This is a genomic window from Albidovulum marisflavi (assembly GCF_025751435.1).
GTDB lineage: Bacteria > Pseudomonadota > Alphaproteobacteria > Rhodobacterales > Rhodobacteraceae > Albidovulum > Albidovulum marisflavi.
Window position 1 is genome coordinate 1,531,442 of sequence record NZ_JAOWKY010000001.1, and the last position, 21,349, is coordinate 1,552,790.

At 65.3% G+C, this 21,349-nt stretch carries 23 protein-coding genes, 1 pseudogene and 1 riboswitch; of the genes and pseudogenes, 11 read left to right on the forward strand and 13 right to left on the reverse strand.

Going from position 1 to position 21,349, the window contains the following annotated elements; all coding sequences use genetic code 11:
* Nucleotides 1–73: 73 nt before the first annotated feature.
* From OEW28_RS07420 to OEW28_RS07440, 5 genes and pseudogenes are all read left to right on the forward strand, one after another.
* Nucleotides 74–508: a globin domain-containing protein gene (locus OEW28_RS07420; RefSeq protein ID WP_263734066.1), complete on the forward strand. Its 435-nt coding sequence runs from the start codon at nt 74–76 to the stop codon at nt 506–508.
* A gap of 26 nt (nt 509–534) precedes the next feature.
* Entirely contained in the window at nt 535–711 is a 177-nt protein-coding gene (locus OEW28_RS07425; RefSeq protein WP_263734067.1) for a hypothetical protein, read from the forward strand.
* A 12-nt stretch (nt 712–723) separates the two neighbouring features.
* A pseudogene (locus tag OEW28_RS07430) lies at nt 724–1,761 on the forward strand (PLP-dependent cysteine synthase family protein); the annotation flags it as partial.
* A gap of 93 nt (nt 1,762–1,854) precedes the next feature.
* The gene (locus OEW28_RS07435; RefSeq protein WP_318527515.1) at nt 1,855–2,229 is read left to right on the forward strand and encodes a glutaredoxin domain-containing protein; all 375 of its coding nucleotides are present in this window, start codon (nt 1,855–1,857) and stop codon (nt 2,227–2,229) included.
* A 31-nt stretch (nt 2,230–2,260) separates the two neighbouring features.
* Nucleotides 2,261–3,493 (forward strand): MFS transporter, encoded by a 1,233-nt coding sequence (locus OEW28_RS07440; RefSeq protein ID WP_263734068.1) that lies wholly within the window; start codon nt 2,261–2,263, stop codon nt 3,491–3,493.
* Nucleotides 3,494–3,541: 48 nt separating this feature from the next.
* Here OEW28_RS07440 and OEW28_RS07445 read toward each other — a convergent pair whose 3' ends face one another.
* Both OEW28_RS07445 and OEW28_RS07450 read right to left on the reverse strand, forming a co-directional pair.
* On the reverse strand, nt 3,542–4,351 hold the full coding sequence (locus OEW28_RS07445; protein WP_263734069.1) for a DUF2182 domain-containing protein: 810 nt from the start codon (nt 4,349–4,351) through the stop codon (nt 3,542–3,544).
* 14 nt (nt 4,352–4,365) lie between these two features.
* Nucleotides 4,366–5,004 carry a DUF1326 domain-containing protein gene (locus OEW28_RS07450; protein ID WP_263734070.1) on the reverse strand — a complete coding sequence of 213 codons (639 nt, stop codon included), beginning with the start codon at nt 5,002–5,004 and terminating at the stop codon, nt 4,366–4,368.
* 311 nt (nt 5,005–5,315) lie between these two features.
* Between OEW28_RS07450 and OEW28_RS07455 the strand changes: the two genes are divergently transcribed.
* The gene (locus OEW28_RS07455) at nt 5,316–6,020 is read left to right on the forward strand and encodes a phytochelatin synthase family protein (protein WP_263734071.1); all 705 of its coding nucleotides are present in this window, start codon (nt 5,316–5,318) and stop codon (nt 6,018–6,020) included.
* A gap of 34 nt (nt 6,021–6,054) precedes the next feature.
* Here the strand turns inward: OEW28_RS07455 and chrA are convergent, their stop codons facing one another.
* The 8 genes from chrA to OEW28_RS07495 form a co-directional block, all read right to left on the reverse strand.
* Nucleotides 6,055–7,257, reverse strand: coding sequence for a chromate efflux transporter (chrA, locus tag OEW28_RS07460; protein ID WP_263734072.1), 1,203 nt, complete (start codon nt 7,255–7,257; stop codon nt 6,055–6,057).
* A gap of 106 nt (nt 7,258–7,363) precedes the next feature.
* Nucleotides 7,364–9,082: a methionine--tRNA ligase gene (metG, locus tag OEW28_RS07465; protein WP_263734073.1), complete on the reverse strand. Its 1,719-nt coding sequence runs from the start codon at nt 9,080–9,082 to the stop codon at nt 7,364–7,366.
* 156 nt (nt 9,083–9,238) lie between these two features.
* A complete protein-coding gene (locus tag OEW28_RS07470) occupies nt 9,239–10,462 on the reverse strand; it encodes an MFS transporter (protein WP_263734074.1) in 1,224 nt (407 codons plus the stop codon).
* Nucleotides 10,463–10,549: 87 nt separating this feature from the next.
* Nucleotides 10,550–11,194, reverse strand: a complete 645-nt coding sequence (locus tag OEW28_RS07475) for a YceI family protein (protein ID WP_263734075.1) — start codon at nt 11,192–11,194, stop codon at nt 10,550–10,552.
* 5 nt (nt 11,195–11,199) lie between these two features.
* Entirely contained in the window at nt 11,200–12,144 is a 945-nt protein-coding gene (locus OEW28_RS07480; protein WP_263734076.1) for a 1-phosphofructokinase family hexose kinase, read from the reverse strand.
* Nucleotides 12,145–12,217: 73 nt separating this feature from the next.
* Nucleotides 12,218–13,147 carry an MBL fold metallo-hydrolase gene (locus OEW28_RS07485; protein WP_263734077.1) on the reverse strand — a complete coding sequence of 310 codons (930 nt, stop codon included), beginning with the start codon at nt 13,145–13,147 and terminating at the stop codon, nt 12,218–12,220.
* Between the two features lie 81 nt (nt 13,148–13,228).
* Entirely contained in the window at nt 13,229–13,945 is a 717-nt protein-coding gene (locus tag OEW28_RS07490) for an LrgB family protein (RefSeq protein ID WP_263734078.1), read from the reverse strand.
* Nucleotides 13,938–14,291: a CidA/LrgA family protein gene (locus OEW28_RS07495; protein ID WP_263734079.1), complete on the reverse strand. Its 354-nt coding sequence runs from the start codon at nt 14,289–14,291 to the stop codon at nt 13,938–13,940. Before OEW28_RS07495 ends, OEW28_RS07490 begins: the two co-directional genes overlap by 8 nt.
* A 542-nt stretch (nt 14,292–14,833) precedes the next feature.
* On the opposite strand from OEW28_RS07495, the gene OEW28_RS07500 reads away from it, so the two are divergent.
* Together OEW28_RS07500 and OEW28_RS07505 are read left to right on the forward strand one after the other, a co-directional pair.
* Nucleotides 14,834–15,703 (forward strand): SH3 domain-containing protein, encoded by an 870-nt coding sequence (locus tag OEW28_RS07500; RefSeq protein ID WP_263734080.1) that lies wholly within the window; start codon nt 14,834–14,836, stop codon nt 15,701–15,703.
* A 39-nt stretch (nt 15,704–15,742) separates the two neighbouring features.
* Nucleotides 15,743–16,039 (forward strand): hypothetical protein, encoded by a 297-nt coding sequence (locus OEW28_RS07505; RefSeq protein WP_263734081.1) that lies wholly within the window; start codon nt 15,743–15,745, stop codon nt 16,037–16,039.
* Nucleotides 16,040–16,080: 41 nt separating this feature from the next.
* On the opposite strand, the gene OEW28_RS07510 is transcribed toward OEW28_RS07505, so the two are convergent.
* The gene (locus OEW28_RS07510) at nt 16,081–16,488 is read right to left on the reverse strand and encodes a metallopeptidase family protein (RefSeq protein WP_263734082.1); all 408 of its coding nucleotides are present in this window, start codon (nt 16,486–16,488) and stop codon (nt 16,081–16,083) included.
* Between the two features lie 77 nt (nt 16,489–16,565).
* On the opposite strand from OEW28_RS07510, the gene gltX reads away from it, so the two are divergent.
* On the forward strand, nt 16,566–17,888 hold the full coding sequence (gltX, locus tag OEW28_RS07515; RefSeq protein WP_263734083.1) for a glutamate--tRNA ligase: 1,323 nt from the start codon (nt 16,566–16,568) through the stop codon (nt 17,886–17,888).
* A 6-nt stretch (nt 17,889–17,894) separates the two neighbouring features.
* On the opposite strand, the gene OEW28_RS07520 is transcribed toward gltX, so the two are convergent.
* Nucleotides 17,895–18,848, reverse strand: a complete 954-nt coding sequence (locus OEW28_RS07520) for a LysR family transcriptional regulator (RefSeq protein WP_263734084.1) — start codon at nt 18,846–18,848, stop codon at nt 17,895–17,897.
* A gap of 122 nt (nt 18,849–18,970) precedes the next feature.
* Between OEW28_RS07520 and OEW28_RS07525 the strand changes: the two genes are divergently transcribed.
* Nucleotides 18,971–19,258: a YdhR family protein gene (locus OEW28_RS07525; protein WP_263734085.1), complete on the forward strand. Its 288-nt coding sequence runs from the start codon at nt 18,971–18,973 to the stop codon at nt 19,256–19,258.
* A gap of 10 nt (nt 19,259–19,268) precedes the next feature.
* On the opposite strand, the gene OEW28_RS07530 is transcribed toward OEW28_RS07525, so the two are convergent.
* Nucleotides 19,269–19,835 carry a gamma-glutamylcyclotransferase family protein gene (locus OEW28_RS07530; RefSeq protein WP_263734086.1) on the reverse strand — a complete coding sequence of 189 codons (567 nt, stop codon included), beginning with the start codon at nt 19,833–19,835 and terminating at the stop codon, nt 19,269–19,271.
* A 125-nt stretch (nt 19,836–19,960) separates the two neighbouring features.
* Nucleotides 19,961–20,058, forward strand: a riboswitch (glycine riboswitch).
* A gap of 149 nt (nt 20,059–20,207) precedes the next feature.
* Here OEW28_RS07530 and gcvT point away from each other — a divergent pair.
* Nucleotides 20,208–21,335: a glycine cleavage system aminomethyltransferase GcvT gene (gene gcvT / locus OEW28_RS07535; protein WP_263734391.1), complete on the forward strand. Its 1,128-nt coding sequence runs from the start codon at nt 20,208–20,210 to the stop codon at nt 21,333–21,335.
* Nucleotides 21,336–21,349 lie beyond the last annotated feature (14 nt).

Sequence of the window (21,349 nt, forward strand, 5' to 3'; positions counted from 1 at the left end):
GGGCCGGGGCGACAAAGCGCTGAAACGGTCCGAAGGCAAGTTGGCGGCATCAACCGGAAGGAAGGATGCCACCATGACCCTCAGCCCCGAAGACGTCACCGCCATCCGCCAGAGCTGGACCGCCCTGTCGATGGACCCGGAAACCCTGACGCAGCGCTTTTACGCGGAACTCTTCCGCATCGCGCCTGAAGTAAGGCCGATGTTTGCCGGCTCCGACCTGCAATCGCAACGCCGCAAGCTTGCCGCCGCGATCGGAATGGTCGTTCACCACGCCGACAGGCTGGCCGCCGTTGTCCCCGCCCTGGAAGACCTTGGCCGCCGCCACGTCGGCTATGGCGTCACCGATGCGCACTACGATGCCGTCGGACGGGCGCTGATCCATGCCATCGCCGAAATCCACGGCCCCTCTTTCACTCCCAAGATCCGCAACGCCTGGCTTGCCGCATACACGGCGGTCGCCGCGACGATGCAGGCGGGCGCCGCCACCGCGTTCCGCAAAAGCGCCTGATCCCCATCCCCGAAAGGAAAAACAGCATGCCCCCCCAGACCTTCACATCCCCGCAAATGCACGCGCCCAAGCCCGACATCATCGGACCCTACAGCCACTGGCCGCGCCGGACGTCGAAGCGCGCAGCGCGCACCTACGCGCTCGCGGGTTCGGCAGCCACGGCTGCCGCCGTCTTCGCCCACTGCGTCGTCCCCCTGATCTGAGGAGCCGTCACGATGAATGCCCCCCACACCTCCATCCTTGGCACCGTCGGCAACACCCCGATCGTGCGCATCAACAAGCTCGCCCCGGAAGGTATAGAGCTTTACGTCAAGCTCGAGGCCTTCAACCCGATGGGCTCCGTCAAGGACCGCCTTGCCCTCGGCATCATCGAGGCCGCCGAACGCGATGGAACGCTGAAGCCCGGCCAGACCGTGATCGAGGCCACCTCGGGCAACACCGGTATCGGCCTGGCCATGGTCTGCGCGGCCAAGGGCTATCCGCTGGTCGTCACCATGGCCGAAAGTTTTTCGGTGGAACGGCGCAAGCTCATGCGCTTTCTGGGCGCGCGCGTCATCCTGACGCCGGCCTCCGAAAAGGGGTCGGGCATGCTTGCCAAGGCCAAGGAACTGGCAGATCAGCACGGATGGTTCCTTGCCCGCCAGTTCGAAAACGAGGCCGGGCCGGACATCCACTCCCGCACGACTGCGCGCGAAATCCTGGATGCCTTTGGCCACAAGCCGCTGGATTACTGGGTTTCCGGCTTTGGTACCGGCGGCACGATGAAGGGCGTCGCCCGCGTCATCAAGGCCGAAAGCCCCGCAACCCACGTCGTTGCGGCCGAACCCGACAACTCGGCTCTGCTGGGATCGGGGATCGCGCAGGCCTTTGCGGATGACGGCACACCGGCCGCCAGCCACCCCGCCTTCCGTCCGCACCTGATGCAGGGTTGGACGCCGGACTTCATTCCAAAGCTGGCGGCGGACGTGGTTGAGGCCGGCCACATCGATCGGATACAGCCGGTGGATGGCGGTGCGGCGCTGAAATGTGCCCGCGATCTTGCCCGGCACGAGGGCATCCTGTGCGGTACGTCAGGCGGGGCGACCTTTGCCGCGGCACTTGAGGTCGCACGCCACGCGCCCAAGGGATCGCGCATCTTGGCGATGCTGCCCGATACGGGCGAGCGTTACCTGTCGACGCCGCTCTTCGCCGACATCGACGAAACCATGAGCGACGAGGAAAACGCGATCGCGGCGTCGACCCCGCGCTTCAGGTTCGATGCGGCGTCTGCGCCCGCGCCAGCGCCCGCCGCTCGGTCCGCTGCGCCTGCGCCGACGGTCGCCGCCGTCGATCATGTCGATGCGATCCTGGCCGACACGGAACAACCGGTCGTCCTTTTCGCACTTGAGTGGTGTGAATTCTGCTGGTCGGTGCGCAAGCTTTTTGCCGCCGCGGGCATCCTGTACCGCTCGGTCGACCTGGATGCGGGGGAATACCGCGAAAACGACTGGGGCGGCGCCGTTCGCAAGGCGCTGGCCGGCAAGACCGGCGCCGTGACGATCCCGCAGATCTTCGTCGGCGGGACGCACGTCGGAGGTGCGACCGAGACATTCGACGCGCACAACAGCGGCGCCTTGCAGAAGCTGGTCAAGGCGGCCGGCGTTGAGCTGCCAGAAACCGCTGCCGGGGACGCCTATCGCTTCCTTCCCGGCTGGCTTCATCCCCGCAAGTCCGCGGCCTGAGGCGCGGTCCAGATCCAAGAGGAGTATTCAGATGACCCCGATGTCAGACGCCCCGAGCCGCTACCGGTGGGTCGTCGTCGCGATCGCCGCCGCGATGCTTGCCATTGCCATGGGCCAGCTCGTGAACGGCCTGTCGGCCTTTTTCAGCCCGCTCGAACAGGAGTTCGGCTGGGGGCGTGGCGACATCGCCTTCATCAATACGGCCGGACTCGTGGGAATATCCCTTGGCGGGATTTTCATGGGGTTTGCCGCGGACCGGTTGAACATCCGGCTGGTGGTGCTGCTTGGCGCCGCCATGACCTCTGGCAGCATGATCGCGGCATCCTGGGCGGCGGAACTCTGGCAGCTTTATGCGATCTTCTTCGTGGCGGGCGCCCTGGGGGGCGGTGCGCTGTTCGCGCCGCTGTTCGCGCTGGTTGGCGGGTGGTTCAGGACCGGGGCGGGGCTTGCTATTGGCATCGTCGCCGCCGGCCAGGCAATCGGGCAGGGCGGCATCCCGTTCGCCAACGCGATCCTGATCGACGCCCTGGGCTGGCGCGGCGCCCTGCTTGCGCTTGGCGTTTTCTCCCTTGTCTCGCTTGTCCCGCTTGCGCTGCTAGTGCGCAAGCCCGAACCGGCGCCCGCCGCCGTTGGGCGGGCCATCGCCGAACCCTCTCCGTCGATTCCTTTGCCGCATGTCGTCGTGTTGATGAGCGCCGCTGTCCTGTTCTGCTGCAGTCTCATGTCGGTGCCGCTGATGCACCTGGTCCCGCTGATCCAAGGCTGTGGTGTCCCGGCCCCCGAGGCAGGCAGCGTCGTGTTCGTCATGATGATCGCCGCGATCTTCGGGCGCGTGGCGTTTGGGCGGCTTTCCGACATGATCGGCGCGGTGCCGGCCTACCTGGCGGCCTCTGCCTGGCAGACCGCGCTGGTCTTCGTCTTCACCACGATCGACGACCTTGGCCTGTTCTACCTTTTCGCGCCGATCTACGGCTTCGGATATGCGGGCGTCATGACCGGTGTCCTGACCTCGATCCGGGCGTTGACCCCGGCCGAAAGCAGGGCGGGCGCAACCGGCATCATCCTGGCCTTCGCCTGGGCCGGTCACGGACTGGGCGGGTACCTGGGCGGGCTGTTCTTCGATCTCAGCGGGACCTACGTTCTCACCTTCGCGGTCGCGGTCGGCGCAGGCGTCGTGAACCTTGTGCTTGTCACGACGCTGTTCCTGATGGTCAGGAAAGGCACGCGGCAAGCGATGCCCGCCCTGGTTCAGGTGGCCGGATAGTGCCAGGGACGCGCTTGCCCGACGGCGCCGGGCAAGCGTGGTCTGCTGCTAGACAGAGCCAACCAGTATGTAGCCGCCCCAAAGGACAAGCGCCGCGCCGGCAAGCTTCGCCAAGGTCCCGCCGAAGGGTGTCAGCTTCTCGACCGCGACAAAGGCCGCAATCCCGACGATCCAGAAAAGGTTCATGATTCCGCCGACGAAGAGCAGCGCCATCAGGAACCAGCAGCACCCCAGGCAATAGGCGCCATGTTCAAGACCCATGACGAAGGCGCCCGTGGCGCCGGGGCGCCTTCTGCGGGTGATGAACTCGGCCGGGGCGCGGCAGTGCCGCAGGCATGCGCCCTTCAGCGGCGTGAACTGAAATAAACCGGCCAGGATAAGGACCAGTGCCCCCGGAACCGTGTCGATCAGCGTCATCATGGTGGCCGAGACATATCCCGTCGCCTCAAGCGCCCATTGCGTCGACGCGGCGATGGCGCTGAAAACGGCCCAGACGGTCAGGTAGCCCCCAAGAAAGACCATCGCGATCTGCGGGATCCCGTCCTTGGACCCGCCTTGTCTGAGCAGCGCGGAATAGAGAAGGACCGTGGGCGACACGCTGGGAAGCATCATCGCGATCATCATCACCCACCACATCAGGAAGATCAGGATTGCATAGACCGCCGTCCAGTCGCCAGGCGCGCTTGCGCCGGGCATGTCCCGCATCGCGCGCATCGCGGTCATTCTGAGCGCGGTCATGTTCATGCCGATGCCGTAGGCGGTGTAAAGTCCGGTAAGCATGAACAGAACGCCGATCGCCGCGATCAGCACGGCCTTGTCACGCCGGAGCAATCGCTCCGCCATTCCTGCGCTGGTCATGATCCTGCACTCCGTCAGGCGGCCTCGACGACACCTTTGTGCGACAGGTGAATCTCGACCATGTGGACATGGGTGTCGTTATTGTTGGGCAGATTGATCGCCCCATGGGTGCGTGTCGTCCCCTTCGCCATTTCCGCGATGCGGAACTCGAACCCGTGGGGCAGGTTTATCCGCGCGCGATGCTCGGCGCCGGTCACGGGGTTGAGGATCGGGGTCGCCTCGGTTTCGAAGACGTCGGCGACGTTCGCCCGGCCCTTGCGGCTTTCCATGTCCATCGAAAGCTTGACGGGTTTGTAGAGTGTCTCAAGCTTGTTGGGGGACATTGCAGAGAAGACCCACCACATCGTCGCCATGTCCTCGGTGTCTTCGCCCGTCATGATCTTGTACAGCGCTTCGCGCTGCTTGGCCGAGGCATCTTCATCTATGATGATCTGCATCGTTCCGTTGCCTTCATGGATGGGACCGGGCCAGTGCACCACCATGGCCGAGCGCGTTCCACCCAGATCGACGTCCCCGTAGTGGCCCGAGTCGAATTCGAATGCCGCTGCGGCTTCACAGTTGCCTTTCGTCGGCAAAGCCATGAACTGGCAGGGGCAGCCCGTTGCGCAGTTGCAGTTGGCAAGCTCACGTCCGTGCAATTCCCAAGGGGTCATGACCGCCCTCCTTCTGGATTGTTGTGAGTGCGAGAGCATACCATGACTGCTGCCGAATAGCGAACGCGAACGGCATCGCCGGGCGGTTCAACCATGTGGCATGTGCAGGGCTAAATTCCTTGCTTTAAAGGCGATTTCTCAAGGTGGGCGGTTCCGGTTTGGCTCGGGCGTGCCCGCGTTCGGCTCCCTGGGGCGAGGGCGCGTGAGCGGGGATGCACGTCCGTCAGGATTGATCTGGAAGGGCGTCGGGGCTACGCTTTTCCGTAGGGGCCGCGGACGCGTCAGCAGCGGCCCTTTCAAGGGGATGTGGAATGCTGCGCAAGCTGTCCTGCCTGCTGTTGCTTGGTTTTGCGGCGCCGGCCATCGCAGAGACCCTGCCGCTGCCGGACGGCTTGATCGCGCTCAACAGCGTCGACGGCCAGGCGCTGCTGATCGGGTCGGAAGCGAGGTCCGACTATTTCGAACTGTCCATCCACTTCACCAACCAGGTTCATCCCGCCTTCTGCGGGCCGGCGTCGATGTCGATGGTGTTGAATGCGCTGAACGTGCCACGGCCCGCGTCGAACATGACGCTGGGGCTTGGGATGTTCGACCAGGACAACGTCTTCACCCCCGCGACCGAGGCCGTCAAACCCAGGGCCCTGATCGAAAGAGCCGGCCTGACCCTGGACGAGCTTGGCGCCATGTTCGAGGCGCATTCGCTCAAGGCGACCGTCCGCCACGCCGAGGAGTCCTCGGTCGAGGAGTTCCGAACGCTGGCGCGCGAAAGCATCGACGACGCGGAAAGCTTTGTCCTGGTGAATTACCTGCGCTCGAGCATCGGGCAGGAAAGGGGCGGGCACATCTCGCCGCTGGGCGCCTATGACGCGGAGACCGACAGGTTCCTGATCCTCGACGTGACCCGCTACAAGTACCCGCCCGTCTGGGTTCGCACCGATGACCTTTTCCAGGCGATGAACACGCCGGATTCCGACAATGACAACCGTTCCAGGGGCTATCTGCTGGTTCGCCAGTAGGGGCAGGGCTGCCGCGTCTCAGCGTCCTGACGGATCACGCCACGAGTCTCAGGCCAATCCCCCCGGCCGCGGCGAACATGACCACCGTCCAGGGCGGCGCCCGCCATGCGGTCAGGGCGACGAAGGCGGCAATGGCGAGGGCGAAATCCCGCGTGTCGCCGATCGCGCCGGTAAAGACCGGAGTGTAAAGCGCGGACCCAAGAATGCCGACGACCGCGGCATTCGCGCCCTGCATCACCGACTGCGCCGAGGGCATCGCGCGGAACCGGTCCCAGAACGGCAGGATCGCGATCAGTATCAGGAAACCAGGCAGGAACAGCGACGCCAGAGCTACCATCGCGCCGGCAATCCCGTTGGGCTCTGGCCCAAGCGTGGCCCCGAGATAGGCCGAAAAGGTAAACAGCGGGCCGGGAACCGCCTGGGCTGCGCCGTAGCCCGCCAGGAACTGGTCCGGGGATACCCAGCCCGGGCTGACCACCTCTGCCTGCAACAGCGGCAACACGACGTGACCACCGCCGAAGACCAGCGCGCCCGCACGATAGAATCCGTCGATGACGGCCAGGATCTGCGCGCCGCCGGCCGCGATCGGCAGTATCGCGAGCAGCGCCACGAAGATGGCCAGTGCAAGCCCCGCCTGGCCGCGCCGCACGGGCATGGGGACATGGCCGCCGACGGCCTGGCTCGTACCTTGGCCCAACATCACCCCGGCGGCAGCGCCAAAGATGATCGCCGCCACCATCCCCAAGGCCCCCGGAACGAACGCGAGGATCGCGACGGCCCCCACGGCGATGCTGGCCCTTTCGCGGTTCGGGCAAAGGCTGCGGGCCATGCCCCAGACAGCCTGCGCGACGATGGCGACGGCGACGATCTTGAGTCCATGCAGGGCGCCGGTGCCGACGGGGCCCGATATCCTGGCCGCCGTCATGGCGAAGACCAGCATGATCAGCGCCGAAGGCAGGGTGAACGCCACGAATGCCGCCAGCGCACCAAGCCACCCGGCCCGCATCAGGCCCAGTGCAAATCCCACCTGGGACGAAGCCGGTCCCGGCATGAACTGGCAAAGGGCGACCAGATCGGCATAGGCGTGATCGGACAGCCAGCCGCGCCGTGTCACCAGCTCATCACGGAAATAGCCAAGATGCGCGATCGGCCCACCGAAAGACGTCAGGCCAAGCTTGAGAAAGGCGGAAAAAACCTCGGTGGCCGTGCCCTCGGGTTCCCCGCTGGATCTGGTCATCGCGTTCCCGCCCTGCGTCCATCTGCATGCGCCGAGTTTTGCCGCATCGGCGGCGGACCGCAAGCGCGTGTCAGTCGGATGCGTGCCCCGGCCAGAACGCCTTCTGTCAGGTCCTGACGCCCGCGAAGCGGCCCTGCCAGTCCTCGCGTTCTTCGTCCGCGATCTTGCGGAACAGGACCTCGGGCGTTTCGAAGGCATGTCCGGCCGGCAGCGCGGCCAGCGCCTCTGCGATCGCGCCGGGCCAGGTCCGGTCTTCGGTCCCCATGGCCGCAAGCATCCGCGCCGAGGCGTCGGGTATGAACGGCTCGGAAAGGACGGCGTAGAGCCTGACCAGGTTCAGGCCCAGCCGAACCATCGCCGCCGCGCGCTCCGGGTCGTCCTTGAAGACTGCCCAGGGCGCGGCCGATTGAAGGTATTCGTTCCCCGCCACCCAGATCGCGCGCAGCTCGCCCGCCGCCTTGCGGATTTCCATCGCCTCCATGTGCCCTTCGTAGGCGCGGACGCGGGTTTCAAGTTCTTCGACAAGGGTGGCGGCGCGTTCGTCGGTCTGGCCGCCTTCGGGGATGACCTCGCCGAACTTCGAGCGGCAGAACTTGGTCACGCGGCTGACGAAGTTGCCAAGCACGTCCGCCAGGTCCTTGTTCACGCTGGCCTGGAAGTTTTCCCACGTGAACTCGCTGTCCGAGTTCTCGGGCGCGTGGCTCAGCAGCCACCAGCGCCAATAGTCGGCCGGCAGGATCGACAGCGCCTGATCCATGAAGACGCCGCGCCCTTGGCTGGTTGAGAACTGCCCGCCGTCGTAGTTGAGGTAGTTGAAGGACTTGATGTAGTCGACCAGCTTCCAGGGCTCTTCCGATCCGATGATCGTCGCCGGGAAGGAAAGCGTGTGGAACGGCACGTTGTCCTTGCCCATGAACTGGACATAAGTCACGTCGTCCGCGCCCTTGTCGGTGCGCCACCAGCGTTCCCAGGCGGTGTCGTCCAGCCCGTTGGCATCGGCCCATTCGGCGGTTCCGGCGATGTATTCGATCGGCGCGTCGAACCAGACGTAAAAGACCTTGCCTTCCATTCCGGTCCAGGGCGCGCCCTCGAATTGCGCGGGAACTCCCCAGGACAGGTCGCGGGTGATGCCGCGGTCCTGCAGGCCCTCGCCGTCGTTCAGCCACTTCTTCGCGATCGAGGTCGTCAGCACGGGCCAGTCCGTCTTGCTGTCGATCCACTCGCCCAGCTTTTCCTTCAACGTGCGCTGCCGCAGGTAAAGATGCTTGGTCTCGCGCACCTCAAGCTCGGTCGACCCTGACACGGCGGAACGTGGGTTTATCAGATCGGTCGGGTCCAGCTGCTTGGTGCAGTTCTCGCACTGGTCGCCGCGCGCCTTCTCGTAGCCGCAGTTGGGGCAGGTGCCCTCGATGTAGCGGTCGGGCAGGAAGCGGTTGTCGGCGACGGAAAAGACCTGCTTTTCGACGACCTCGGCGATCAGCCCGTTTTCTCCCAGCTTCCGCGCCATGTGCTGGGTCAGCCGGTGGTTGCGCTCGGACGACGAGCGCCCGAAGTGGTCGAAGGACAGGCGAAATCCACGCGCGATCTCTGCCTGGATCCCGTGCATCTCGGCGCAGTATTCCGCGACCGGCTTTCCGGCCTTGGCCGCGGCCAGCTCGGCTGGTGTGCCATGTTCGTCCGTTGCGCAGATGAACATCACCTCGTGCCCGCGCATGCGGTTGTAGCGGGCGTAAAGGTCGGCCGGCAGTTGCGAACCGACAAGATTGCCAAGGTGCTTGATCCCGTTGATGTAGGGGATTGCGGAGGTGATGAGAATCCGGGCCATGCGCGCGCCTTTGCCTTTTGTCCCGGCCCCTTTAGCGCCTGCGCGCGTCAAGGGCCAGAGGGGACGGGGCGCGCGGCCATCACGCGGCGCCTTCCGTCTTCTTTTCTCAAGTATCCTCGGGGGGTGCGGGGGGCAGACGGCCCCCCGCCGCCGGCGCTATCCTTCCCTGGGCGTGCGCCGGAACAGGCGGCCTGCGATGAAGGACGTGCGCGGCGTGTAGATATAGGGGGTTCGTGGCCCGCGCGACGGACGCGCACGCATCCGCAGTGCACCGAATACGATCAGCAGGACGTGTATGGCAGAGATGAAGACGAACATGGCCGACGGGCCGTAGACCTCGATCAGCCACGACGCCACCGCGGGCGAGGCGATGGCCCCCACGGCGTAGAGGAACATCAGCGCCGCCGAAAGCTCCACCCGTTCGTCGTCCTGGCCAAAGTCGTGGGCATGGGCCGTCGAGAGCGAATAGATCGGGATCGTGGTCGCACCGAAGAAGGCCGTCGCGGCAAAGACCGCAACGGTGCCCATCCCCGAAACTCCGATCGTCACGGTGCAGGACACGATTGCGGCGGCGGAGATTGCGATCAACACGTGGCGTCGGTCATAGCGGTCCGCGAGCCAGCCGAGCGGAAACTGGACCAGGGCGCCGCCGACGACGAAGGCCGCAAGAAACAGCGCGATCATGTCCTGTGTCAGTCCGACCTCCAGTCCGTAGACCGGGCCGACCATTCGGAACGCGGCGCTGGTCACGCCCGACACGATCACGCCTACCGCGCCCAGCGGCGATCTTTTCCATGCCAGCGCAGGCCGCAGCCTGGGGGCGGCGTTCATTGCCGGCTCCTCTGACTTGGACACCAGCATCGGCAGAAGCGCCGCGCAGCACAGCAGCGCCAGCAGATTGTAGGAGAAGTAGGCCGCCGGCGTCAGAACGCCGATGACCAGCTGCGCGGCCAGCGATCCGCCGGTGTCCACGATCCGGTAGACTCCCATGGCGCGGCCGCGCGTTTCGTTCGTGACCTTGGCCTGCAGCCATGCCTCGATAACGGTGTAGGCGCCTGCGACGCAAAGCCCTGACAGCATCCTGAGCGCCGCCCAGGCCATGGGGTCGACGATCATCATGTGCGCGATCACCCCGATCGTGCCCGACGCGGTGAAAGCCGCGAAGGCGCGCGAATGGCCAACCGCACCCATCAACCTTGGCGCCCACCAGCAGCCGATGAAGAAGCCAAGAAAATGAGCCGATCCAAGCGTCCCGATCTCGGACTTGGAAAAGCCCAACTCCACGCCGGAAAGCGCGTCGAGCGGGGCGACGGACCCCGTGCCGAGTTGCAGCAGGAAGACCGACAGGAAGAGGGCGGCAAATGTGATGAGAAGGCGCATCGTCGGGACTCTGGTATTCGGCGGTACCTTGTCGCCTGCGCCGCGGAATGCCCATACCAAAAACGCGGGGCGCGGGCGGAAAACCGGCTATGGCGACAGCACCAGGCGCGCCAGGATTCTCAGCCGGACCTTGTCGCCTACCATGTCGGCAAAACCGGTGGCGCCGAATTCCGATCGCAGCAGCGTTCCGGTCAGCTGTACGGACAGCCTTTCCCGGTAGCCGGGCTGGGTTCCCTGCGGGCGAAATATTTGCGCGTCCAGCGTGATGGGCCGGGTCTGCCCCCGCAACGTGATCGTGCCCTGGACCGACGCCGCATCGCCGTCGCGGCGGAACTTCGTGCCCGTGAATGTGATCGTCGGAAACCGCGCGGTGTCCAGCACGCCTTCGCTTTTCATTGCCTGGGTCGCGAATGGCACGTTCGCGCGCGCGCCGTCGGCGTTCAGGATCACATCGGCACGGCTGTTGGCGGCATTGTCGAAGTCCAGAACGACCGCGGTGGAGGCGATCGGCATCGTGCCGCGGATGATGCCCTGGTTGAATTCCACCTCGAACCCGACCTGCGAGCCTCGGACATCCAGAAGGTAGTCCAGAGGCGCGGAAAGGGCGGGGTGCGCGACAAGGGCGATCAAACCCCACAGCAGGCCCGGCAGCCACGCCATGCGCAGCCGGTGACGAGACCCGCCAAAGGCTCCCTTGGCCGTATCGCGCGTGCTGTCGGGCGATCCCTTCATGCCGGTCAAAGCTCCGTGACCGGGCATTCCCGGATCAGACGCCGGGCATCCTCGGCCAGGCAAAGTTCCGTCGCGCCAGTCATCACGGCGGCGCTGGCCGCGGCCATGCCGGCCTGCAAGGCCCGTTCGGGACGTTCCCCAAGCGCAAGCGACAGGACCATCGCGGCCACGAAGCTGTCACCCGCGCCCGTCCTGCTCTTGACCGGAACAGCGGCGGCCCTTGAATGGAAACGGCCCTCGGGGCCCGCCATGACGGTTCCCTCCGCCCCGCGAGACACGACCACGCGTCTGGCCACGCCTTTTTGCACAAGCGCTTCGGCAAAGTCGGCGCTGTCGCCCGGCTCCGGCAGGGCATGCCCGGCAAGCGCCTCTGCCTCGCGCTCATCCATGCGAAGCAGGTCGAGCCTCGGGGCGCGGGCCGAGGTTTCGGCCAGCGCCCCGCCAGATGTGTCGGCGGCCAGAAGCCCGCCCGCTTGGGCGATACGATGCGCAAGTTCCGCGACGAAGTCCTCGGGCACGCCCGGTGGCAGGCTCCCGGACAGGACCAGGAACTGGCCCCGCGTCACGGACTGGCTGGCGGTGTCAAGGACTGCGCCGACATCGCCGCGGCGCCAAGCGGGGCCGGGCAGGACGAAGCGGTACTGCCGTGCGCTCGTGCGGTCCGTGACCGTCAGGCTTTCGCGCGTCTCGCCGGGGGCGGGCAAGGACCAGAATGGCACGTTTTCGCGCGTCAGCGCCGCCGCCAGCCTTTCACCCGTTGCGCCTGCGATTGCGACAAGTGCCAGAGTCTCTCCGCCGAGGCGCTTGATCACGCGGGACACATTCACCCCACCGCCGCCCGGATCGACGCGCGGGGCGCTGCAGCGAAGCTTGGGGCCGGCGATTACGGCGTCCGTTTCGACGGCAAGGTCGAGCGCGGGATTCAGCGTGAGCGTGACGATGGGCGTCAATGTCGGCTCTCCGAATGCTCATTGACAGAGTGCCGCGAAAACGCCGCCGCGCCAAGCGCGATCGCTGCCACGCCTAGCCCAGCATCAGCTGGTACGAGGTCGGCACATAGCGGAACCCGTCGCCTGCAGGCTCGATGAAGCCTGTGGCAGGGAAGGGCATGTGATAGCCAATGAAGGGCAGTCGGTCCGCGGCGATCATGCCGAAAAGGCTCTTGCGGGTTTCGGCGGCGCGCGCCTTGTCGGCATCGAACTTCACCTCCCAGTCAGGTCGCGCGAGCGACCAGACCGGATGATTGGCGGTGTCCGCGATCAGGACGATGGCCTTGCCGGCGCTTTCGATGCGAAAGGCCATGTGGCCGGGCGTGTGCCCGAAAGCGGCGATCGCGGTGATGCCGGGGGCCACGGTGCCGCCGTCGTCCAGGAACGTGAAGCGGTCGTTCAGCGGACGGACCTTGGTGTCGAAGGTTTCGTTGCCCGCGCCCATCCAGTGATTGTGCTCGACCGCGCCGGTCACGTGGCCCGCGTTCGCGAATGTCGCGCCTTGCTCGCCCATCAGCCCGCCGATGTGGTCGCCGTGCATGTGTGTGATCACGACGGTGTTGATCTGGTCGGGCGTGTGACCGGCGGCGGCAAGGGCCGCGGTGATGCCCTCCGGGTTCAGTCCGGTATCGAATAGGATCATCGAGTCGCCGGTGTTCACCAGCGTGGGGGTAAAGAAGAACTGGGCGACGTCGGTCGGAATGAAGGCCGCTTCGGAGGCCGCGGCGAATTCTTCGTCGCTGACGTTCAGCCCGAAGATGTCATGCGGGTTTTCCACCGCGCGGGTTCCGGCCAGAAGCGTGGTGACCTCGAAATCCCCCAATGCGAAGCGCTTGAAGGTGGGAATGCTCATTCCCTGTTTTGCGACCATTGCGGCGGCGCGGCCCGGTATGGCAGCGGCCAGGGGAAGGGCTGCGGCGGAAAGAAGCGCCCTGCGGCGGGACAGTCCGGTCTTGACAGTCATGCGTATCTCCCTCTTTTTTGGTCGGGAAATTCTAGGGTGCCGAAACGGCCGTGTATTTCACAATGCCGTGTGGTGTCGCCTTCATGAAAACAGCCACAACACGATCGGCGCGATGAAGGCCGTGGCGACTGCGTTCAGCGCCATGCCCAAACCCGCGAATGCGCCGGCGGTGGTATTGACCTGAAATGCGCGCGCGGTGCCGATGCCGTGGCTTGCGATCCCGACGGCCAATCCCCGCGCGCGCCAGTCGCGGATCCGCAGCGCGTTCAGAAGCGGCGTCGCCACGACCGCGCCCACGATTCCTGTCAGGATGACCAGGACCGCTGTCAGTGTGGGCGCGCCGCCGACGCGTTCGGATATGCCGATGGCGACCGGCGCGGTGGCCGACTTCGGCGCGATGGACGCCAGCTCGACGGGGCCCACGCCCAGTATGGCCGCAATCGCCACGGCCGAAGCCGTGGCCGTCACGGAGCCCGCGATAAGTGCCGCAATCACCGGCAGCGCCGCGCGCCGCAACCGGTCGAGGTTGTCGAAAAGCGGCAACGCCAGCGCGACGGTCGCTGGACCCAGCAGGAAGTGCACGAACTGGGCGCCCTCGAAATAGGTGGCATAGGCCGTCCCGGTGAGCCAGAGCGTGGCCGCAAGGATCGCCACAGCGATCAGGACGGAATTGACATAGGGCTTGCGGCCGGACCATCGGAAGCAGGCGTCGCCCACGACATAGGCGAGCAGGGTCAGCGACAGCCAAAGAAGCGGACCTTCGGACAGATAGCTCCAGAATGCGGCCAGATCAGTCATCCGTGGCCCCCGTCATCCGCGCGACCGCCACGAAGACAGCCGCACCGGCCGCAATGGCGAGCATTGTCGAAATCACGACGGCGACGATCAGCGTCGCCGCCTGTGTGCCCAGCGTCGCGATATGGCCGACCACGCCGACACCGGCCGGAACGAACAGCAGCGAAAGGTTTGCCAGTATCCCCTCTGCAAGGGGTCGCATGAAATCGACGAAGCGGCGCGATGCCGCAAAGAGCCCCAACATCAGCAGCATTCCGAATACAGGTCCCGGCAGCGGGGCCGGTATGAGCCGCGCGATCGCCTCTCCGGCCAGCTGACAGAGAAGAAGGACGAGAAGCGCTTGTGGCATGAGGCTATGTCCCCGGCGATGCGATCGGTGGCCAGATCGACTGACGGGGTCGATCAATTGCAAAAGGCACCCCTATTCCAGCAGCTATGCCCTTCGCCGGCAATCGAATCTCGCTCAGGTCGGTTGGCGGAACTCATCAGGCATCAGCAGCAGATGATCAGCTGTTTCATTCTGCTGAAAAATTGGCTGACGGATTTGAACCATGTGCAAACTGCCCAAATTTACACGGTTTTTAGTGGATGTTCCGGCCGGATTTGGGGACACTTTCCCAAACATTGTATTCCCGCTCTTGAGGGTGCACGGACGTGGTTTCGTTTTTGCAATCCGATTGAGCTGTCAAATTCGGGGGGGGCACCGCCGTGAATGGATTGTTCAACTGGTCTGCAGCCGTGTTTCTTGCCCTTTCAAGCGCCGCCGCCGCGCAGGATATCAGGACGGAGTCCATCCATTTTGCCGCTGGAGAGACAAGTGCCGAGATCAGGGGCCGCATCACCGGCTATGAGTCCGTCTCATACATGATCGGTGCCGAAGCGGGGCAGCGAATGACCATCAGCCTCGCGCCGTCGAACCTTGCTACCTACTTCAACGTCTATGCGCCCGGTAGCGGTCCCGGAGACCAGGCGATCGCCAACAGCGGACTGACCGGCGCGAACGTGCCCGACCTCAATCGCTTCGACGGAATGCTGGAAACGTCGGGTGAATACACGATTTCCGTCTACATGATGCGGTCCGCCGCGCGCCGGAACGAGGTTTCCGACTATACGCTTGACGTCGCCATCACCGGAGAAACCGGTCCCGTCGTCACCGGCGACTACGCCGACGGGTTGCAGGGCGGGCCGGACTATTACGCCGTTCAGACGACCGGCGGCGGGCTCAATCTTCGCGCGGGTCCATCGGCTGGAGCCGGGCTTGTCGCGAAGCTTGCCAACGGCACGCAGCTTCGCAATCTCGGCTGCCGCATGACCGAGGGTCGGCGGTGGTGCCGCGTGGCCACGCTGGCCGATCCCGGCTACGAAGGCTGGGCCGCCGGGGATTTCCTTGTCGAAGGTACCGGACAAGTTTCGGCGCCGTCCGCGTTCACCGCGGGCGAGGTCGGCGGCACATCGCGAGAGCGCGTTTCCTTCGCGCCCGGATCCAGCGGCGCAGAGATCCAAGGCTCTCTCGCGCCCGGTGAATCCCGCAGTTACGTGATCGGTGCCGGCGAGGGGCAGTTCCTTTACGCCCGCGTCGCGGCCTTCGGTCCGGATATGTACTACCAGATATTCAACCCCGACGGATCTTTCTTGCTGGATCAAATGACCGCCGCGCAGGAATACCGCGGTCAGCTCTGGCAGTCGGGCGACCACGTCGTCGAGGTCATCAACCGGGGCAGCGCAGAGACGTCCTACAGCTTCATCGTAGGCATCGAGTGAACGGAATTGGTGCAAGTGTCTGAAACAGGGGGAAATGACATGGGATATCTCAAGTACGGGTTCGTCCTTGCTTCGGCGGGGCTGCTTGCGGGCTGCGTCGACGACATGGGCGGCGGTTCGGGCATGGCACCGTCGGCGGCAGACCAGGCCTGCCTTCGCGCGGTGACGGTCGAAACCAACAACCCGGACGTCGTCCTGCTAAGCTCCAGCTATTCAGAAGCTGGGACCGAAGTGATCGTGGGCGTGGGCCCTGACCGTGCACGCTGGCGGTGCATCGGCTTCGCCGACGGCAGCACGTCGCGGCCCATGTCGCTGACGAACGAAGGCTATCTCTGACGGATCGGGGCGGGGCGCCCGTCGCCGGGCGGGGCGCCCCGCTACTCCCACCAGCGGTCGATCGCGGCGATCTGTTCGTCCGACCAGCCGAAGTGGTGCGCCAGTTCGTGGACCAGCACGTGCGCGACCATCTGGCCCAGCGTGACGTCGCCTCTCTCGGTCCACTCATCCAGGATTGGACGACGGAAAAGCCAGATGGTATCGGGCCTGTCGACCACGTCCATGACGGATTTCTCGGTCATGGGGATGCCTTCGTAAAGGCCGGTCAGTTCGAATGGGTCCTCTATTCCCATCTCATCCAAGATGTCCTCGGGCGCGAAATCCTCGACCCGAAGCAGAACGCTGCGTGCGGGTCCTGCGAACTGCCCGGGCAGTTCCGCGATGGTCGCGCGCGCCAGCGTCTCGATCGCTTCCAGGTCGGGCGCCGCGCGCCCCAGCCAGTCGTTCATGCCGCTCTCCTTCAACCGCCCTCATATGGACAAAATGCGCGTCCTGTGAAAGAGGGGGCGGCAACAGGAGGCTTCCGATGACCGTCACCCGTTTCGCGCCCTCGCCAACCGGCTACATCCACGTGGGCAACCTGCGCACCGCGCTGATGAACTACCTGATCGCCCGCAAGACCGGCGGCACCTTCATCCTGCGTCTGGACGACACCGACCGCGAACGGTCGAAACAGGAATATGCCGACGGGATCAAGCAGGACCTGGAATGGCTGGGCCTGCAATGGGACCGGGTCGAACGTCAGTCCGACCGGCTGGATCGCTACGCCGCAGTGGCCGAGGATCTGCGGGCCAAGGACGTGTTCTACGAATGCTTCGAAACGCCGACCGAGCTTGACCTGAAGCGCAAGAAGCTTCTGAACATGGGCAAGCCACCGGTTTACGATCGCGCGGCGCTGAAGCTGTCCGAAGAAGAAAAGGCTAAGCTGCGCAGCGTGCGCGAAGGCTACTGGCGGTTTCTTCTCGACCAGCAACGGACCGAGTGGCAGGACGGGATCCTGGGCGCAGTCTCGATCGACACGGCGTCAGTGTCGGACCCGGTCCTGATCCGTGCGGACGGGCAGGTGCTTTACACCTTCGCGTCCTCGGTCGACGACGTGGACATGGGCATCACCCATATCGTGCGCGGCGCTGACCACGTCACCAATACGGCGACGCAAGTCCAGATCATGCACGCGATCGGTGGCACGCCGCCCGCCTTCGCGCACCATTCACTGCTGACCGGTCCCCAGGGCGAAGGACTGTCGAAGCGGCTTGGCACGCTGTCGCTGCGTGACCTGCGGGCGCAGGGTGTCGCCAAGGAGGCGCTGCTGAGCCTGATGGCGCGGCTCGGTTCGTCCCAACCGGTCGAGCTGAAAATGTCGCTGGACGAAATCGCTGATGGGTTCGATCTGTCGCAGTTCGGCGCCGCGCCGACGAAGTTCGACGCCGAGGACCTCTGGCCCCTGACGCGCGCGCGCAACCAGGCGCTGCCCTACGAAGCTGTCAGGGACCGGATCGCAGCGTTGGGCGTGCCGTCGGACAAGGCCGAACGGTTCTGGGCGGTCGCATCCAAGAACATCACCAAGCTCGACGACCTGGCCGGATGGTGGGCGCTGTGCCGTGACGGGGCAGAACCGGTGATTGCCGAAGAGGACGCCGATTTCGTCCGCGAAGCGATGGCGCTCCTGCCCGAGCCGCCGTTCACCGACACGACCTGGTCGGAGTGGACGAGCGTGGTCAAGGAAAAGACCGGCCGCAAGGGCAAGGGGCTGTTCATGCCGCTCAGGCTTGCCCTGACCGGGCAGGCGCATGGGCCGGAGATGGCCGAGCTTATGCCGCTTCTGCAAGAGGTGCGCGCGAAGGGCTAGTCGGCCCTACTCGCCGCGCCTGAGAAGGTTCACCTTGTCCGTCGGCTTCATGTCGCCTCCGAAATGGTAGGCGCGCGCGCTGAGCTCGCCGTAAAGGTGCGTCATGAACGCGCGAACCCGCGCAGTGTTGGTCAGATCGCGGTGCGTCAGGACCCATAGATCGAGATCGAGCCAGGCGATCGGGTCCGACACGCGCAGCAGGCGGTCGTCCGCATCGCCGACGTAGCAGGGCAGGAAGGTCAGCCCCAACCCCTCGGCCGCCGCATTCTGCACCGCGCGCGAGGCGCGGCACTGGAACACGACGCGCTGTTCGCCCTGCTCGGCGGTCTTCCATATCCGCGGAACCAGCCATCCAAGCGTCCCCTCGATCAGGCAAAAATCATGGTCGGGCAATGGCTTGCGCCCTGCCAACGCAAGGTAGGCCGAACTGGAGTAAAGCGCGAAGCGAAAGTCGCAGATCTTGCGGCCGAAGGCGCTGGTGGGGGCGGCGCGCGTTGCGCGGATTGCCACCTCTGCCTCGCGCCGGTTCAGGTCGGCCGCGCCGTGGCCCGGCGCAAGGTCGATCTGGATCTCAGGATGCTTGCGGCAGAAGCGCGCGATCATGCCGGGCGCGTGTTCCTCGGCGAAAGATTCCGGGCAGGTCACGCGGATCCGGCCGCGCAGGTTTTCGTCCCGGCCCAGGATCGTCCGGCCCAGGGCGTGGACCTCGTTCTCCATCCTTTCGGCATGGGCCATGGCGGCGCGCCCGGCATCGGTCATCACGTAGCCATGGGGAAAGCGGTCGAAGAAGCGCACGCCGGTGCGTGCCTCGGCTGCGTTGATCCGACGGAAGATCGTCGAATGGGTCTGACCCAGCATCCGCGCCGCGCCCGACAGGCTTTCGGCCCGGCAGATCGCCAGGATCAGTTCCAGATCGTTCCAGTCCAGCCGTGAGGAATGCGCGCCCGTGTCCTGTGGCACCTTGATGTCCGTTTTTGCAAATCAGTTTTGCTAATATAGCGAATTTATTTGCGCAGATGAACAGTCGAGTATGGGGACAGGTCGAATGACCCGATCAGGAACACGCAAAAGGGAGAAGAAAGATGTTCGCTCAATTCGTCCAGTTCGAAACGACCCTGACCGAACGCGAAGCGCTGCAGGTTGCCCATGAACGCGCGCCCGCTTTCCGCGCGCTGCCCGCGCTGGTCCAGAAGTTCTACCTGAAGTCCACCAAGCCCAACCACTACGGCGGTCTTTACCTGTGGGACTCGGCCGAGGCGATCGCGGAGTTCCGGCAAAGCGAGATGGCCAAGACCATCCCTGCCGCCTACAAGGTCGTGGGCGCACCCGACGTCAGCATCTATGAGCTTATGTTCCCGCTGCGCGGCTAGGCGCGACGCATCAGCCTGGCAGCCGGACTATGCCCCATTCATCAAGGCAGTCATCGACAAGCCGCCGTTCCGTCCCCGTCAGCGCCTGGTGGCGGGGATAGATCGGCGCCGCACGGTCGTCATGAATCGCGCTCCAACCCGTGGTCGTGGCAAAGAAGCCGCGCGCGCCGTCGCGTCCGAACTCCCGCAGGAACCCCTGAACGACGACGTCCAGGTAGCTGAGCAGGATCGGGTGCGAGGCGTCCGGCGCATGATGGGTGTCGTCGACCGCGTAGATCTGGACCGTCTCGGCCCAGTCGGGCGCGCTCAGGCTGGCGGGGCTGACGCTGTGGCGCAGGTAGGCGGACTCCCTCCGGTCAAGGGCCGCCCAGTCGTCGTCCGGCACAGCGGCCACCAGCCCCTGAATCTCTGACTCTGCGGGTTCCACAGACAGAAAGGCATAGGGCCGAAGAACCGTCTGCCGCCAGACGCGACGCCAGCCCGACAGGGTGACGGGCGCGCTGGGCGCATGATCATGCGTGGCACGGTTCACAAGCGATCCGTAGCCGAAAAAGGCGGGGTGACGTGCGTTGGTCATGGTGCCTTCATCTTAGGCATCGGCGCTGCGCGCAAGCAAATTGCGTTCAGGGGGGTGACCCGCGCAATGATGTATTCCATTGCATACTCTATTGCCAGACACCCCCTGGCCCGGCTATTGCTACCCTGTCAGGATCGGGAGAATCCGGCAGGGCAAGACCCGGGCCGGTGCCGAAGGAGCAACCGCCCCGGTAAACTCTCAGGCACCAGGACCGTCCTGATGACGAAAGACTCTGGAGAGACCCCGGAATACCAGCGGGGCGCCGAAGGGATAACGATCTCAGGCGAAAGGACAGAGGGGGCATCGAAAGGGGGGAATGGTTCCGCCCTGAGCGGTGCCGGATCATGCGAACCGGCGATGGGGGACAGCGGCATGGCCGACCTTGAACGCACGGTTCTTTACGATCTTCACATCGAGCTTGGCGGCAAGATGGTGCCCTTCGCGGGATACGAGATGCCGGTGCAATACCCGATGGGTGTGCTGAAGGAGCATCTGCATACGCGCAGCCGGGCCGGTCTTTTCGACGTCAGCCACATGGGGCAGGTGATCCTGCGGCCAAAGTCCGGAACGCTTGCCGACGCCGCGCTGGCGTTCGAGAGGCTGATGCCGGTCGACGTGCTGGGCTTGCCCGAGGGCAAGCAACGCTACGGGCTTTTCACCAACGACGCGGGCGGCATCCTTGACGATCTCATGTTCGCCAACAGGGGCGATCACCTGTTCGTCGTGGTGAATGCCGCCTGCAAGGGTCAGGATGTGGCCCATATGCGCGCCCACTTGTCCGCCGTCTGCGAGATCGAAGAAATCACCGACCGCGCGCTGGTCGCGCTGCAGGGACCTGAGGCCGAGGCCGCGTTGTCGCGGCTGGTGTCTGCCGTGGCGGGGATGAACTTCATGCAGGTCGCGGTCCTCGACTGGCAGGGCGTAGACCTGTGGATCTCACGCTCTGGCTACACGGGTGAGGATGGCTTCGAGATCTCGGTACCCAACGCCCAGGCGCGCGCCCTGTGCGAGGCGCTGCTTGCGATGGAGGAGGTTGCACCCATCGGTCTGGGTGCGCGCGACTCGCTGCGGCTCGAGGCGGGGATGTGCCTTTACGGGCACGACATCGACACCACCACCTCGCCGGTCGAGGCGAACCTGACCTGGGCGATCCAGAAGGCCCGGCGCGAAGGCGGCGCGCGCCAAGGCGGCTTTCCGGGCGCCGATCGCATCCTGCGCGAACTGGCCAAGGGTCCGTCCCGCCTGCGCGTGGGTCTCAGGCCGGAGGGCCGCGCACCGATGCGCGAGGGCACCTGGATATTTGCGGGGACCGAGGGCGGTGAGCCCATCGGCGCCATAACCTCGGGCGGTTTCGGCCCCTCGATCGAGGGGCCGATGGCGATGGCCTATCTTCCGGCCGATCTGTCGGAAGGTGCCACCGTCTACGGCGACGTGCGCGGCAAGCGCCTGCCGGCTGCGATCGTCCCGATGCCCTTCCTTCCCAACCGATACAAACGCTGATCAACAGGAGAGTC

Bases quoted from the DNA above. Each gene is read 5' to 3' on its own strand.
- OEW28_RS07525 (WP_263734085.1), top strand. From the start codon at position 18,971: ATGTTCGCTCAATTCGTCCAGTTCGAAACGACCCTGACCGAACGCGAA.
- OEW28_RS07485 (WP_263734077.1), bottom strand. From the start codon at position 13,147: ATGACTGTCAAGACCGGACTGTCCCGCCGCAGGGCGCTTCTTTCCGCC.
- OEW28_RS07500 (WP_263734080.1), top strand. From the start codon at position 14,834: ATGACCATCAGCCTCGCGCCGTCGAACCTTGCTACCTACTTCAACGTC.
- OEW28_RS07490 (WP_263734078.1), bottom strand. From the start codon at position 13,945: ATGACTGATCTGGCCGCATTCTGGAGCTATCTGTCCGAAGGTCCGCTT.
- OEW28_RS07455 (WP_263734071.1), top strand. From the start codon at position 5,316: ATGCTGCGCAAGCTGTCCTGCCTGCTGTTGCTTGGTTTTGCGGCGCCG.
- OEW28_RS07510 (WP_263734082.1), bottom strand. From the start codon at position 16,488: ATGAACGACTGGCTGGGGCGCGCGGCGCCCGACCTGGAAGCGATCGAG.
- OEW28_RS07505 (WP_263734081.1), top strand. From the start codon at position 15,743: ATGGGATATCTCAAGTACGGGTTCGTCCTTGCTTCGGCGGGGCTGCTT.
- OEW28_RS07425 (WP_263734067.1), top strand. From the start codon at position 535: ATGCCCCCCCAGACCTTCACATCCCCGCAAATGCACGCGCCCAAGCCC.
- OEW28_RS07530 (WP_263734086.1), bottom strand. From the start codon at position 19,835: ATGACCAACGCACGTCACCCCGCCTTTTTCGGCTACGGATCGCTTGTG.
- metG (WP_263734073.1), bottom strand. From the start codon at position 9,082: ATGGCCCGGATTCTCATCACCTCCGCAATCCCCTACATCAACGGGATC.
- OEW28_RS07420 (WP_263734066.1), top strand. From the start codon at position 74: ATGACCCTCAGCCCCGAAGACGTCACCGCCATCCGCCAGAGCTGGACC.
- OEW28_RS07445 (WP_263734069.1), bottom strand. From the start codon at position 4,351: ATGACCAGCGCAGGAATGGCGGAGCGATTGCTCCGGCGTGACAAGGCC.
- gcvT (WP_263734391.1), top strand. From the start codon at position 20,208: ATGGCCGACCTTGAACGCACGGTTCTTTACGATCTTCACATCGAGCTT.
- gltX (WP_263734083.1), top strand. From the start codon at position 16,566: ATGACCGTCACCCGTTTCGCGCCCTCGCCAACCGGCTACATCCACGTG.
- OEW28_RS07440 (WP_263734068.1), top strand. From the start codon at position 2,261: ATGACCCCGATGTCAGACGCCCCGAGCCGCTACCGGTGGGTCGTCGTC.
- OEW28_RS07475 (WP_263734075.1), bottom strand. From the start codon at position 11,194: ATGAAGGGATCGCCCGACAGCACGCGCGATACGGCCAAGGGAGCCTTT.
- OEW28_RS07450 (WP_263734070.1), bottom strand. From the start codon at position 5,004: ATGACCCCTTGGGAATTGCACGGACGTGAGCTTGCCAACTGCAACTGC.
- chrA (WP_263734072.1), bottom strand. From the start codon at position 7,257: ATGACCAGATCCAGCGGGGAACCCGAGGGCACGGCCACCGAGGTTTTT.
- OEW28_RS07495 (WP_263734079.1), bottom strand. From the start codon at position 14,291: ATGCCACAAGCGCTTCTCGTCCTTCTTCTCTGTCAGCTGGCCGGAGAG.
- OEW28_RS07470 (WP_263734074.1), bottom strand. From the start codon at position 10,462: ATGCGCCTTCTCATCACATTTGCCGCCCTCTTCCTGTCGGTCTTCCTG.